Raw genomic sequence first — 16,068 nt, forward strand, 5'->3', positions numbered from 1 at the left:
TCAACCCGCACTTTTGCCCTGTTTCATTACCGTCCCAGATACCTATATTGATAACTGGATTACCGGCGTACAACGCAAGGTTCAGGCAATTGTCATCAGCCTGAAGAATCGAGGGCATGGGTCGGGTTATATCGGATGCCTAATGAAAACGGCTGCGGTGGTGACAGTCCAAGCAGATTGGCAGCCTCGGCAAACCAACGAAAACTTCCGTCCTTTTTATCGCCACATTCAGCGCCCCATATCAGCCCTGCCATGCCCATCGACCGTTTTTCGCCCAGCGCCGGTCTCACGATTACGCTCAGGTCGTTCGGCAATGTCCCCGCCCAGCCCAACCTCACAGGGATACCCATGAGTGGATTGTCGGTCATTGTGGGGGCAATTCTGTACGAATAGCCGTTGGCGCGACGTGGAAACGCTGTTTTTTCCCCCAGTTTTTGGCCCGATTCGAGGTCTCGGTAAAAGACCACGCCCAGCCACGGGCTTGTCGGCAACGCGTCAACCTCCAGGGAAGCCGATGATAATTGCCCCGTGTAAGGGCTGTTTACCTCAGCCTTGACCTCAGCCTTGACCTCAGCCGGGTCTGTGGTCTTCGGTTGATAGGCATAGGATGACCAGCCGTCCCCCCGAGTGGGCACGATCAACGCTTGCGCATCTTCCTTTCCTTTCCAGCTCACGGGAACATTCGCCACGGGGGCTTTCGTGTAAAACGAGCCCACTTGAACCCACACCCTGGCACTTTCATTCCCTGTCAGCACGGGTCTGATCGTCGCCTCGCGCCGGCCGATGATTTCCAGCCGGTTGTGCCCCAGCGACATGGCCACCAATGTCGAGGACATAGCCAGCTGAGGCAACGTCAACTGCAGTGAGAAGTCGCCTGCATGCTGGCTGTTACGGCAATCGAGCGACCATCGTGCCCCGCCCGATACGATCTCGACACCAGAGCCCACAGCAGGCTCGACGATCACGTTCAGTTGCTCAGCCGGTATGCCGTTCCAGTCGAGCACCATCGATAAACCGGACAGCGGCCCCAATGGATTGGGCAGGAATGAGAATGCATGCTTCGCCCCCAGGCACGGGTACGACGACACAGCGGAAAGCACCGGGGTTGTATCCAGCGAGACGCGGCCCTCATCGGCGAGATTTCTGGAGATCAATCGGCCAGACAGCTCCCAGTCCTGACTGATAACCCCGAGAGCGCTCAGCTTCAACTCGAACCTGCCGCTCTTCGTTGCACCCCCCGTGATTTTCCATTCCAGTCCGGCAGCGGTGAGCTTCTCTGGCACACCAATGGCTCGGTCAAACGTCAGCCCCAGGCCCGGATCACCATCCCGCCAGTCCAGCGTTACATCCTTGTCGAGCAACTGGCCGCCAGGCTTGGGCGTAAGTGTCAGGGTAACGGTCTCGCCTCGCCAGCAGACAAAACCGAGCGCTGCGGGTACGAGCGGGTTGCCGATCGTCCACTCAACCTCGGTCTTCCAGGGGTTCGTCGCCCAGGCCGTGAACGGGAATGTCTCTTCAAGCGTTTCGCCCTCCTCGCCGCGAACCTGGATTGTGGCGACAAGATCCTGAGGGCCAGCTGCAGTCGGCTGATAGGACAACTCCGTCCAGCCCCCTTTGCCGGTGAGCGTCGTGACAGAACCGCCAGGCGTCTGCCATTCGACTTCCACGTTCTCCACACCCACCCGGGTCTCAGGTTCCACAAGCTGCAACAGCACCTGCACGCGCTCAACTTGATCGATCACCGGGGAGCGATTGGCCTGGCGCGTATCACCGACAATGTACCGGTTGAGCCCCAGCGACATCCGATTGGATTTGGACGTGTCTTGCAACCGTTCTGCCGCCAACAGCAACTCAAACTCGCCGTCCTTCGTTGCATGGGTGCAATCGAGTGTCCAGACGACCTCCCCACTTTTCCAATCAACAGGCGTATTCAGTGCCGGAGTCACGGTGATCCCGAGCGACTCGGCCGATTCACCTTTCCAGATCAACTTCAACGGATAGTCAGGCAGCTCGCTGCCCGGCGAAGCACTCACGCGGACGGTGAACATACCCCCACGGTGGGGATAGCCGGCCCTGGTACCCCAAAGCGATTGTGTTCCGCCCTCAAAAGTCACCTGTGCAGAGTCAAACGGATCAGCCGCCAGTACTTTGACTTCCAGCGTTTCATTCAACACGCCGGACGTGTAGTAAGGGCTATCGATCGCAATGTCGACCTTTTTCAGGCCGGCGACCGCAGGCGAGTAATCAACGCCGACAACACCGACGCTATCGGTATAGGTGAGTTTCGACTCACCTTCCAGTTTCCAGACAACCCGGTGATCTACAAGGGGGAGGCCGGTGTAAAACGATTTCACCGTGCCTGTCAGACGGACTGACTGCTTATTGACGATCGGATCGAAATCACCGTTTTTGGGGTCTGCCAATGCGACGCGGTGATCGCCGATCGACAGTTTCAAAGGACAGGGTTCAGCATCCCACCTGCTGACAATCATCAGTTCAAGTACACGCACAGATGCAGTGCCCGAGATACTGAATAACCAAGGGTTTTCCAGCATCTGCAATGTTTTCAGTTCGGGGGTCATGACCACAGTTGGGTCAAGGTTCTCGTTTTCGTCAGGCATCATTAAGGCAACTTCGGAGCCTTGCCACGCGCCGCCAGCCGCCTCCTGGAACGTCACCTTGATGCCCTCGGCTCCCCGGCACACATAAACGGTTCCATCGGCGTGCCTCTGCTCATCGACCTGCACATGAAGCAGCTGCAAAGGCTCCAGTTGAATCCCGAAGTGCACACGGGTAAAGCTCATTCCGGCGGGCTCGCGTTCGTCCGGAAAACCAAAAAGCACGGCAAGTGACTCGTTGCGGTCATTGGGCTGAAGGTCAACTACGTATTCGCGAAGCGCGGGATTGAAATCCAGAGGATCCTCTATCGGCAGGATCTCGTACGGCGGGTCGTCTGACGCCACCACGCTCCCGACCGGCAGTTCAATGTTATCTCCCCATTTACCGTCGCGGGCGATTCGGAAAAAGCCGTTTTTTAGCGAACTTTGATACAGAAAGCTCAATACATGTTTCACACCCTCGCCGCGCAGCGGCGGCAATGTGAACGCTTGTTCGAGAGTTGCCTGAACGACCAGGCGCGCGACGTAGATCCGTCCCCCGTCATAATCGGGTTCCTCCAGGCTGGCAGCGTGGTGGGGGGGGTCCCCCTTTTTCCACCCTTCAAACCAAACATCTTTGTCAAAACTGCCATTGACTATCAGGCTCTCGCCTTTCCTTACGGATTTCTTATTCATGATGATCAAGTCCTTGTGTTCAACCAAAGTCGCCGACTGCGCACCCCACCGAAAACCCCTCTGGAACTCACGGCGTCGTCTCCAGGGGGGCGAGCAGCGTTTCCACCTCGCGTGCCAGCTCCGGTCCGCCATCCCTGGCCAGATAGCGGACGGTCACAATGATGTCGTTCAGAGACGCAAGCATTGACGCTTGTTCTTCCTTGCCATGCCGGGGAAAGCTCAACGTCCACGTCGACACCGCACCGGTACCTTCGAAGGGCAGGTAACGGTCGTCGGTCGCCATGACGACCATGCCGTTATCGTCCAGGCCGGTGGAAACGCAAATCTGTTGGCTGTTGCGCACATTGATCTTGATATCCGGCCCCGCCGCGCTGTCCTTCACCCCGTGCATGAACTGCACGGCTGAAAACAGTGGTTTGGTCAACGTATGGCTTCCACGCTGCACCAGAATCGCTCGCACGTCCTGGTAAGGCCCCACCAGTACCGGCAGCGAAACGCTGACCGAAATGATCTGCCGGCAGTAATGCCCGGGGTAATCGAGGTCGAACAGCTTTTGGGTGAGGTTGGAGTTCAGGCTGCCCGACCCGTTGCTGGGGTGAAACACCGCCAGGGCCTCCTGCCAACAGTCATAGTCCTGATCCGGCGCATGAGCCGGATTGTCGAACAGCTGTCGCAACGACACCGTCTTGACCAGCTCCAACCGCCGTTCGTGCCGTTTGAGGTACTCGCTTTCCAGCAACAGCAAGTCCAGTTTCAGCGACTCGGCCGCCGTCAGGCCGTGGTACTTCTCCATCCACACTTCCGGGCGAATGAAGGACTTGGTGTCATAGTCGCCGGTTTCGTAGCGCATGCAGGTTTCAACGGTCTGACACAGTGAGATCACCGCATCATGGGCCGGAAAATAGAGGTTCTTCATCTGGCCCAGCATCCAGGAGCTGAGTTCGACCGTGGTCAAGCGCTCCTGTTTGTAAAACGTGTAAAGCGCCTGAGCCTGGGCACTCGCGGTTTCGGTCTGGCGCAGGCTGGCCGTGGCCGCGCTGATAGAGTGGTCATGAGCCAGCAGTTGCTGATCCATCGCCTGCAGTTCAAGCCTGGCCTGCTGGCTGTTGAAGTTCCAGTCTTGCTGGCGACGCCGGTAGTGTTCGGAGCTGGCCATGCGGTCGGCGTCCATGAGCAAGCCTTCCGAGATCACCTGCATCCCGTAACCTACAGCACGAAAGGGGCTGCCAATCTGATGACCGCCATTGGCCACACCGAAGACATTGGGAAATGTATCGAAAATGGCGCCCACGCCCATATACCCGGAACCCGTGGCAGCAAATATTTTGCCAGCCAGTATTTGATCCATGACCTGGTATTCGGCCACCGACACATTCTCGCTGGATAACTGCTCGTAGTGATCCATGCGTGCCTGCACCTGCCCCCGGGTTTGCAACAACGCATTCCTGGCCTCTTGCAACTGGCTGATGGTTTCCTTCTGAACATTTTCGGCAAAGGCACCCAACTCGATCAAATGGCTCTGTTGCAATTCCTCCTGCTGACCGCGATCACGCTGCTCCATATGAAGGCGCAATTGCTCGCCAAAACGCGCATGGGTTTCCACGGCACGCAAGGCCATTTCCAGCATCGTGCGGAACCGATACGGCGGCACCACCAGTTGCCCCCCCATCCGCCGCGCCAGACCATCGGTGCCGGCCGCTTGTGCCCGTAACAATTCCCGAGGGTCTGCTGGCGGCGCGTAAAGGGGCAGGGACAACGGTTTGCCATCCAGCGTCAGGTAATGACGCAGGTTGAACATTCGTTGACTGATTTCACGGTAAGTATTCAGCCACTCCTGATTAAGCGGTGCCCGAAAGACTTTGACCCCCAGCATCTCCAGTCGGGGTCGGGTGGTCGTGCCCTGGGGCCAGGCGTCCGCCGACAGTACGAATGTTTTCTCGAACGCCCTCAATGTCTGACGTTCGTCCACTTCGCGAATCAGATCTTCGATGGATTTGGGCTCCCAATCGTTGGCCGTACCAAACTCAGGGGCTTCTCCCATCAGCGACTGCGCACGCAAGTAATGCAATTGCGCCGCCGCCAGACTGTCGCGGGTCAACTGCCGGTACAACCAGTCGCCCCATTCGATCAGCGTGCGCACATACCCCATGAACAAGGCAATCTGGTAGTGCCTGGGCCTGGCATAGGCAATGGCGTCCGGGTCATTGGGCAAGGCCAGTTCATGGGCAATGTCGCCAGGCAGGTTGAGCGGCCGGCAGCGCCAATAGTCGGGGGCGTCCGGCACACCGGGTTCGATGTCCGCAAAAGACTGCGCCTTCAATTGCGGATCGAACAGGTAATGACTCCAGCGCTGAGCCTCAAGAAAACGCCCTTCATCGCGCAGGCGATGGGTGACCAGGTGCACCAGGTGAAAAAACAACTCCCAGAAGTACAGCCCATTGCTGCCGTCGAAGGGGCCATTGATTTCTACGGCACCATTGGGCAGCGCGGGTTCTGGCAAATGCTGGGTCGTCCAGTCCAGTACCGCCGCCACGGAAAAATCCGCCCGGGCCACCAGTTGTGGGCCAATCAGCGTATTCAGACGGGTGTAACGAAATTTTTGCCCGGCGATTGCATTATTGAAGTCCAGAAACTGCGCCGCCGAGTCGGTGCTTCGATGGAGTTTTGGCACCACATACGTTTGCGGTGATGAGGACAGCCTCACATCGAAAGCGTTGCTACCCTTACCCTCGGCCCCAAACACAAAAGGAATAGCCTCTCCGATGGGTAATGAACCAACATCGCGTTTGATCTCCATCCACGGTGTGCGCAGATTTCCGTCGATCTTGAGCTTGCCTGTCCATGGCGTCGGGTCTCCCACTGCCGCGGCGGTGAATTCAAGTTTGAACGTCGCCTCCACGCCGCCAAGGTTCTTGTCGCAGGTCCCCCGCACCCGCAGGACGTCCTTCAGCGTGCCGGCTACCAACTCGCGCGCAACGGTCACCTCCAGCTTAAGGTGCTCATTCAGGTCTCCCTGCTCTTGGTTTCTACTGTCCACCGTCAACACAATGCGCTCCTGCGGCATGACGGTGTACTGCAACGTATCGCGGTCCTTGAACCGTACGTGCGCCAACTCCAACAGGGCGGCCATCTCGTTCGGCTGCTTGCGAAACAGCGTGTCACGGATCTCGTAGATGGAAGGCTTACCTTCGTCATCCTCGCCCATCGACGAGACGCCGGTGAAACACACCGCCAGTTTGTCATCCGCGCCGCGTTTCTCGGCAAACACCACCGCTACCAGACGTCCCGTTGACGGTTCAAAGTCCTTGTCGTACTTCAACTGGTGCAAAGTCACCGGAGCGGACCATTGCCCGCTGATCGTCACGAAAGACGCCAGCACGTCCAGCCGCGCCGGCTCCACCTGATGACCTTCATTGTTAGTCAGCGCCTCGGCCCAGGTGGCCCAGACCACGGACAGACGTCCCCTCCAGAACACCGGACGAATATCCAGCATCGTTCCAGTCAACGGAATATCGATCGCTTGCCACTCGCCCCAGGCCGTCGGGTTGACATAGCTCGGGTTGTCAGTGACATTGATCCGCGCCTTACGCCAGAAATACCGGTAAGGCGGAGTGCGCTCCCTGCCGATGAAATAATACGTGGCGTCCTTGAAGTCGCTGCGGTCGATATAACCGCTGAGCACCTCCAGGTCACAGGTTTCCTGGAAGGCACGCAAATACTCCTTGATCGCGCTGTGCACCGAATCTTCGGTGAGCCGCGTCTGGCTCAGGTTGCTTTCAAGGGTTTTGAATAAACTCGTTCGTTTGATCCGCAACGAGGGATCGATAAAATTTTCCGGGTAATCCTCCACCATTTGATTGGCGGCCCAGATATCAAAGCGACTTTCGATGTTCTGCCAGTACTCCACATCTTCAGGGTCGAAACGCGCCTCGGAATAACCCGGTTCCATGCCGTTGTATACGCTGTTGATGTACTGCTGGACGCTGGCGATCGCCTGCGCCACATGGGTGGTCCGAGGCTCGGCACTGACCTGCGGGTCGACGAACAACAGCTCGTACAAATCGTCCCGGGTCACCGGTATTACCCCACCCGGTTGTTTAATCAGTCGTTTATTACGCGCGAGGCTGGCGACGGCGTCGAGCAATGACTGAGCCATTGGGCCCTGGTTGGACATCGACATGTTGGACTCCCATCCTGATAACTCAATGCCTCAGCCCGACAACGGGCGCAAGGGCAACCGTGGTGTACCGAACGCCAGGGCCTCATGGCCCCGGCGCGACATTCAGCTCGCGGCGGGCTTTCTCAACGTGCCCGGCAACAGAAAAATCTCGCTCACTTGCGAGCAATTGAGCGCTAACTGGAAATCGCCATCGCGCACATCGGCGCAATCGATGAGCCAGGACAACGGTTCGTCCGGTTTAAACGCTTCGGTAGCGGCAAGCCTTGGCGTGAACGTTATACCCATTGCGACGGCGCTATGGACGGCACTCCAGCCGACAACGGCGGTCGCCTTTTCCCTTTCGGGCAGCGCACTCACCGGCTCGATCTTCAGCCGGTAGCTACTGTTTCTCAGCAAGGGCAGCGTGTCGTTCACCCCTTCGACGAAGTGTTCAACGTCGTTCTCCAGCTTGAAGAGCTTGACGTCCCATAGGAAAGCCGCCTCGACGTTCAGGTCGAAAACCTGCTCGGAGTCCATGTTTTCCGGTCGAGCCGCTACCCTGTACACCCCTTTGGTACTGACCTTGAATGGAAACGTCGAGCGCCCGGCCGAATCGGTTTCGATCGTAATGCTTTCGGTGACGGACCCTTCTTTCGAGATCAACGCACTACGCCATGTGACCGGGTAATTCGTGATCGGACGAGCGCCGTCCGAGAGGCTGTCCTTGAGCTCGATCCAGAGCATGCTCGGCTCACGCGCCCCGGCGACAGGCGCCCTATAGTCGGTGGACCAACCCGTAATCAACACATCCTCAGCCACGAAGATCTCGATACACTTCTGCAGACCGAGCGTGCCGACTTCCGCTGTTACCTCCGATTCACCCGCGCTGTCCAACCGGGACGTCCAGACAGCACGACCGTGCACATCGGTCGTCGCGGTTCCCTCTTCGGCTCCCACACTCCATCGAACCTTGTAGCCCAGATACGCGTCACCGTCTGACCCAATCACATCACATACCAACCGTAACAACCGGCCAACCACGACTGCCGAGTCGATATAAAAGGCTTTGATGCGGGGCTCATCGACATATTCGATGTCGGTGAACACTGTGGCCTCCCCGCTGAGCACATGCCGGGCAGTGACTCTCTCTTTCCCCGGCTGCCGACTAGTCAAGTACACCCTGGCGATACCCTCGTTGTTGGTAAAGGTTTCTTCCGGACTGATCGTGCCCAACTTCGAGGACCAGGAAATCGGCTTGCCGATGGCCAGGTTTCCATAATCATCGATGACCTGCACCGAAACCCTGGCGGTGTCTTTCCCATCGGCCAGCAAGGCGCGATCCGGCACCACCTCTTTGCTTGACGTCTTAAAGCTCAGAGCATCACCGCAATCGATCACTACGGTGCCCGCATGGACCTCTTCACGCATGTCCAGCCTGTACGACACATGAGCAGCGCCCATTTCACTGCCGGCCAGCAATCGGGTCGACGTCTTGCCCTCATGGTCGGTACGGGTGGCGTAATCCAACAGCACCCCGACTCCGCTGTGGCTCCAGTACACATCGACATACTTCATCAACTCGCCGGCGAAGTTGCGCAGGACCAGAGTGAAGGTCGCCATTTCACCCGGCACATTGGCCACCAGTTTTTTGTTGTCCACCTGGCAACGTACATCGACGCTTTGGCCGAACTCGCCAAGGGGCTCGTCCTGTCCGCCCACAGACGCGCGCGACAGGCTTTCCAGCGCACTTTCTGCAGCCTCGCGATAGGCTTCGTCGCTGCTTTTAGGCGTCAAACGGCCCAACGTCAGCAACGTTGTGAACCCCATGCCTTTCAGCTCCTCGCCTTCCAGTAACCGCAGCAGCAACGCCAGTTGCGGCAGATTGCGGATCAGCGGCTTGGGTGCCCCGGATCCGTCCTGCGCAGGCGGGTTGACATGGACGGCGCACTCCAGAACGTCTCTGATGCCACAGCCGAAAAAGTCGGCCAACTTCCCGGCCGCCGCATCACGTACCAGGCTCAGGGCATCGTCGGAGAGGTCCTCGGGCAGTTGATTGACCATTTTCAAGTAGTCGAGCAGTTTCTCAGCCGGTTGCCTGGCCAGTTTCACGGCCCGACCGTACAGGGTCAGATAGAAGATGGTTCTGAGTGACAGCTCGCTTCTGTCCTCCACGCCGAACCAGGTCGATTGCCCACCTTCCAGGTACTGCACCAACATCGCTGAACTGAGCTTGATCTCGCGGGCCACACTACTGCGCCGGCGCAATTCGACCAGCAGCCGCAAAAATTCCCGTTGCTCGGACTCCTCAGGATCAGGGGGCTCAACCGGCTCCTCGGCGGCTTCCGCCGGCAGGCCTGCGGGAATGGCCTTGATCGCCTGGCCAAGGAGTTGATAGACATTACCGCCCGACCAGTCGATAACCGGCAGTACCAGGTCCGAAGACAACTCCAGATACACCGCAAAACTTTCCTGAACCACCGAGCGCTGTCCCGTCCGGGTCTTCAACACCGCCGTCAGGATGGTGCCTTCTACCCAGGGCATGCTCTCTAACGGAACGCCGGCGGCCTTCACTGCCGCGTTGATTTCCACACTAGCGCGGTCCCGGTAGCTGTTTTCGGATTCCCCGCTCCGGGCGATAATCAGCCCGGCATCGTCCACCAACTCTGCGAGCAGGTGCATCCAGCCTCGAAGGGCCTTGTCGGGTGGTACCCCTGCGTCCAGCAGTAGCGCTTCGCTCATGCGTACCGGTTGCAGCTGGGTATTCAATTGCTCCAGCAACTTGAGTTCCGCATCGGCCGCCGCCACCGGCACCTGCACCGGCTGCACATGCTGCATCAGCCACATTGCGCTCAACTGTTCGTGCCGGCTCCAAAACACTGCCGTAAGCGCTGCATGGATAACACTCAACGTATCGGTCTGCGTCGTGAATTTGTGCAGGGCAACCTGCGTAGGCCCCGCCAACCGGGCGAGCCAACCATCGTTTTCAGTATCCAGAAAATTCAGCAGCGCCACCCCTTCCAGCGGGCTGATCCCAAACAAGCGAGGCAACCGCACCAGTCGATAAAAACTCGACAGCACCGAGAGGCTGCGCTTGAGCTTCATGGCCGACATGCCGGCCCCCGGGTCATGGGCAATGGCAATCAACACGGCCAGATACCGGTAAGTGCTGAAGGTAATGCCCAGGGCCGCACAAATGTGATCGGCGGTACGTTGATCTTCGTTGTTTTGCGGGACCACGGAGAACTCGACGTCATCGATCTGCAGTGGCTTGAGAAACAACGATTGCGCGTTGTAAATACGGTCGAACTGCGAGAGCTCCTTGCCCCGCCCATACACCGAAACAACGTCCAGAAAGGCCGCACACTCTTCCGCCGTACAGCCGTAATCGCCTCGCAACTCTTGAAACAGACCAATAGAGCGCATCGTGTCATCAGTGATCCAGATGACCTTGACGCGAGTCGATCCTCCACGGTTTTCGGCGTTGATTGACGCAATGATCAATTGGTCAGTCTCGTAGGCCGCCAGACCCAGCCAGCGATCCAGACGCACCTTGCGATTGATGCGGTCAAAACGATGCTGGTTGCTGCTGTCAAGATTCCGGAGCGTGAAACTCACTGCGTTGCCGCTGCTCACCCTTTGCAGACAGATCGCCTCTCCCAGGCCACCATGGACATACACCGATCCGAAATCGACCGAGGTGGCCGGCGCGGCAGAATTGGTTTCGTCGATCGGCTTGAGCGGGTCTCGCCCCCTGAGCAGGGCCGGAACATTGGGAGACAACACAGGGGCAAACTCCCCAATGGAAAACAGCGCCTCCACCCCGGTCTGATCAAGCTGCGTGGCCCGGCTGAATGCATCGAGGTCCAGCAATTCCCCATAGCCCTCACGGTCGAAGTTATCCCGGTAAAAGTCCTTGAGCGGGGTATCCGAGGGCTCGACGACATGCCGGGTTCGCGGGTTGACCCAAGGCAGCGTCGGTCTTTTATCACCGAGGGAGGACGAGGCGGGCGTGTGCCCAGGCTCGGTCAACAGAGCCTGCTGTCCGGGTGCCAGGCCTGACGTCATGCGCAAGGCAATATCGGAATTGGCACCACGGGCCCCCGTTTCCTTGAAGTACGGATACTGCAAGTCAGTCAGGCGCACGATATCGCCCAGCAGGTTGGAGTTCCTGCGAGCCTTGACTGAATGTTCAATGGTTTGCCAGGAGCGGTCGAAAGGTAATGTGTTGGGGTAGCGCGTGGTGATCAACAAACCGTCGATGTCCAACTGAACCTGCTTGTTGGCCTCGATGTTGGCCATCAACACCTCGGTCACGATACCGATCACCGGTTCCACACGATTGACCGCGCCCTCGTCGATCAAAAGAGCCCACAGATCGGGACGTCGCGCGTTCAGACCAATGCTTTCCCCTGCCGCCCCATCGGGCTCGATATTGAGCAACGCCCATTGAATGATCGACATCAGGTACGCCACCGGGGAAACGCTCGATTCAATAGCCCCGGCGGGGCTGCTGTTGGCCAAATCCGGCTTGAACAGATCGGCGAACGTCGGCCCGTCCACCAGCGCTCGCACGCCGATACGCGGCCCGCGGCCGGCATCCTCGTGGCGCGTTAAACGCTGCTCGCGGAACTCACGCGCCAGGTACCGGGCCAGGCTGTAACTGCGTTGCAGCAACAGACGCCCCTCGTGCGCAGTGAGTTTGAACTCCTTGCACAGATCGGCGTGGCGTCGCTGCACCAGATCGAACACGTTACCGCCCTTGTTCATGAACGTCTGCAACGTGCCCAACCGGGCAATGCGCGCCTCACCGAAGAGATTAACCAGCAGTTGCTGGCTGGGACGAAGACTGGAACCTGTCATTGTCATGCTCCTTGATTGACCGATAGCGCCGTGCATCGGCCTGGGCGCTTGAAAGGCGAACACTGTGGGGGAGATTCAATACCTGCACCGGCCCCGCGTCTACTGTCATAAATGACAGTAGACGCGACCATTTGCCTGAGTATTCACGCATCGACATGACACGCTCATTCAACCCGCGTTAACCACCCGCAACTGGACGTTCGCCGGCATCCAGCCAGAAGCTGTCCCGGCTTTGGTTACATTCCCGTTAAGAACAAACGGGCCCACTGGCAACGCACGTGTGACGATCGCCCAATGCCCCTGAGCGTCCGCCACACCCGTGCCGTAATTGGTTTGCCCGTCACCGCTCTTGCGCAGGTTCACGGTCGCCCCCGGCAATGCGATGCCGCGGATCAATGAGCGAGGGGAGACTTGAATGTTGCTCTGTGGGCTGAGCACGACCAAGGGGCGGATTGTGTTTGTCACAACGACGCTGATCGGGCCGCAAAAGACTGAGAGCTGGCCGTCGATAAACTGTCGCGCCACAATCTGATACGGTCCAACAGCCAGCACCGGCAGACGAAGCGACCATACGCCCTGTGCATTCACGATGGCGCTGGCTTCGGCCGTCGTGTTGTTGTGCTTGTGCACATCGACACGGGCACCCGGCATGCCAGTACCGCTGATCAGTGGCTGCACTTCGACTTGTTCGTTCATCTGCGGCCCGGTAATGACGGGGCCTGGAAAATTGGCGGGTACCTGAACCACAGTGAACGTCCGGTTCGGCAGCCGCAAGGCCGACGACACATCATCCCGGAACTGACTCACAGAACAGGTAAACGCCCCTACCGGCAACGCTGCCGTGAAACTGGCCGTCCAACGCCCCTCGCGGTCCACGAAACCACCGGCCAGTTCGGCCAGGTGGTCTGCTTTAAAAATCTGAACATACGCCCCTGGCACACCACTGCCCGACATCACCGGCTTGCGCCCCACGCGGTCACCTGGCTTTGGATAATCGATCGTCGGTGCCGTGAAGTCCCTGGGCAATTTCTCCACCATAAAACGCCCGCTTTCGACCCACTCCGACACGACGCCACCAGAGATTTGTCGCACCACGACCCGGCAAGCCCCCTCCGGCAACGTCTGCGAACTCTGTATCTCCCATCGCCCGTTGGGATCGGCAGTCGTGGACGCCAGCACCAGCGCAGGGTTGAAGCAGGAGGCAACGATGATCACCGCCCCCGGCGTGGCCAGCCCCCGGTAAAACGGTTGGGCACCCACCCAGTCACCGGCGGCCGGTTCGTAAAGGGTCGGCCCGGCAGCGAGCAACGTCACGCTGGCGACACTCCAGTCCGACACCACGGCATTGAGGGTACTGCGTGCACGATACAAGTAAGGATCTGCCCCTCCCAGCGTATGGGTCAATTTGCCAGACCAGTAACCATGCTCATCCACCACAAAACTACCGATGTCGTACCAGTGTTCATCCCGCGTCACAATCACCGTATCGCCGGGATAACCCGCCCCGGACGCCACTACCCACGCTGGCGTGACGAATTCGCCCCCGCTCGGGCTTTCGATCACCGGCGCATTCGGTACGACGGTGAACACACGATCGATACTGGGCCGCTTCCCGCCCTTGTAACTCTGCTCGGCCACCATCGTTGTCGAGCCCACGGTCGACAGGTTCACAGTCCGGCGCCAATGGCCATCCGCGCCCACCACAATGCCCGATGCAATCTCCGTGCTGCCAATCTTCAGCGTGACCAACGCTTCGGGTATACCGATGCCCGCCACCTCGCTGCTGCGAGCAAATCGGCCATTGGCAGCGGGCGTAGTGATGATCGGCACCGCCACCTTGACGTTGAAGGTTCTCTGGACACTGCGTTCGGATGCATACGTCCCGAACTGTTGCACGGCATAGATGACCTGCGGCCCCTCTTTCTCGAACTCCTTGTCGAGCTCAACCGCCCAGGCACCTGCGGTCGTTACGGTCGTTTGCCCCAACACCTTGTTGCTGCTCGTAGCGTCGAACACCTTGATTGTGCTGCCCGGGAAAGCGTTCGTGCCCCGGACGATGAGTTTGAAACCCACCTCGTCATTGTTCTGCGGGTAAGTAATGCCCGGCACCGGGGTTTTGACCGTGAAGGTGTGATCCTTCCAGCCGGATACCTGTCCGCCAAACGTCGCTTGTGCCTGAACGGTGACCCGACCGGGAGACGTCAGCGTGACGTTAAAACTCCACTCCCCTGTCGTGAGGTTGGACTTGAGCGCCTTTATCGTCGACCCATCCTTGTAGCGCACGACGACATCGGCATTCGGCCAGGTGGCGCCCACGAATTCTGTCTCCACCGCCACGGACACGTCGGCATCCGGTTTGGAGAAGCTCGGGAGGTCAGGTTTGATGATCAGATTGGGCGCTTTTACCTCAATGGACAAGAGGTGGTTCATCCACTGCCAGACAGTGACCGTGTAAGTACCGGGGGCCAACCTGGCAGTAGCCTTGACGGTCCATCCACCGCTAGCGGTCACATCTGTTAGCGGCAGAGAGTTATGAGTGCCGCCGTTGAGCCGGACTTCGATCCTGGCAGCGGTCTGCCCCGTCCAGACGTTGCCTCGCCCGGTGAACGTCGGGATTTGTCCATCCAGGGTGGGTGTGTTTACGGTCGGGGCGGGCACGGGAACGTCAACGGGGATCCCTGCCCCCCACTCGGAATAGATCCGACCGCCCACCCCGTCGGAGACGCTTTGCCGTAAAGCCATTGAATAAGTGCCCGGCAGCCAGTTGGATTTTTCCGCCGTCCAGTTGTCATCAACCACGGTACCTTGAGCTTGAACGCCTCCCCCCCCACCAGAATAGAAAATCTCGACCAGAGCTTCCGTGTGCCCGGCCCCCGAGAACCTTACTGTTGCAAACGATGGGTACGTGACAGTGGGTCGCTGTAACTTGGGGGGGCGGACTCTGAGCGTCAGTGGTATGCCGGGCGGTGATCCGTTCAACATAAGTATCTGCATTGCCGTGAGGCTGAACATGCCAGGGGGGAGATTGAAGAGTATCGTCATCCAGCGTTTGGGTTCGCCATCGAGCGCCCCCACGACCGCAACACCTAATAGGTTTTCTGTTAAGTCCTGAAATACCTGAACATAGGCGCTACTTAGCCCAGTGCCCTCAATCACCAAGTTCCTGTCGACTAAATCGCCGTTCTGATGACTGTCGATTACCGGGGGCTCGATGTTGCGCGCCTCGTACTTGTACGGAAAGGTGACGGAATCACTTTCATATTCAGAGCCGGGGGATGTGACGACAATCGTCTTCACTCTCGAGCTTGTGGTCGAGATCCATTCCGCCGACCAAGACAGATTGAGTGCCCTCCCCACCGCCACCAGCACACGCTTGTTATCGACTATTTCAAATACCTGAACCGGATCATCGGTGGTTAGCCCTTTGCCCCAGGCAATAACCAAAGGACCGGAGACGGCGGTATCTCTAGTTGGATGAAGAATCACCGGCTTGCCAATTGTGTCCCTACTTAGCGTCGCGTCCTGCTCAGAAACATTAGTGTCTGGTTGATCTGGTTGATCTGGTTGATCTGGTTGATCTGGTTGATCTGGTTGATCCAGCATGATGGCGCTCCGATGCGAGGCGTACAGCCACTTTATTGAAGCCATTTAAAACCTGAAGGCAGTGCGCAAAACACCTGTCAGATATGACAGTCCCGACGAACGGTCAGCCTACACCTTGTCACTTTCCCTAATGTTTTCAACGCCTCAGTCCGC

The 16,068-nt window shown here is 58.5% G+C and carries 4 protein-coding genes; all 4 read right to left on the minus strand.

The genetic code is table 11. From position 1 onward, the window contains the following. Positions 1-95: 95 nt before the first annotated feature. The 4 genes from QFX16_RS23020 to QFX16_RS23035 all read right to left on the minus strand — a co-directional run bounded on the left by QFX16_RS23020 (position 96) and on the right by QFX16_RS23035 (position 15,915). Positions 96-3,293, minus strand: coding sequence for a hypothetical protein (locus QFX16_RS23020; RefSeq protein WP_283181471.1), 3,198 nt, complete (start codon positions 3,291-3,293; stop codon positions 96-98). Between the two features lie 67 nt (positions 3,294-3,360). Further along, the gene (locus QFX16_RS23025; RefSeq protein WP_283181472.1) at positions 3,361-7,473 is read right to left on the minus strand and encodes a Tc toxin subunit A-related protein; all 4,113 of its coding nucleotides are present in this window, start codon (positions 7,471-7,473) and stop codon (positions 3,361-3,363) included. Between the two features lie 102 nt (positions 7,474-7,575). Then, positions 7,576-12,126: a Tc toxin subunit A gene (locus QFX16_RS23030; protein ID WP_283181473.1), complete on the minus strand. Its 4,551-nt coding sequence runs from the start codon at positions 12,124-12,126 to the stop codon at positions 7,576-7,578. A 354-nt stretch (positions 12,127-12,480) separates the two neighbouring features. After that, positions 12,481-15,915 (minus strand): hypothetical protein, encoded by a 3,435-nt coding sequence (locus QFX16_RS23035; RefSeq protein WP_283181474.1) that lies wholly within the window; start codon positions 15,913-15,915, stop codon positions 12,481-12,483. Positions 15,916-16,068: the final 153 nt, after the last annotated feature.

The sequence above is a fragment of the Pseudomonas svalbardensis genome (genome assembly GCF_030053115.1).
GTDB classification, from domain to species: domain Bacteria; phylum Pseudomonadota; class Gammaproteobacteria; order Pseudomonadales; family Pseudomonadaceae; genus Aquipseudomonas; species Aquipseudomonas svalbardensis.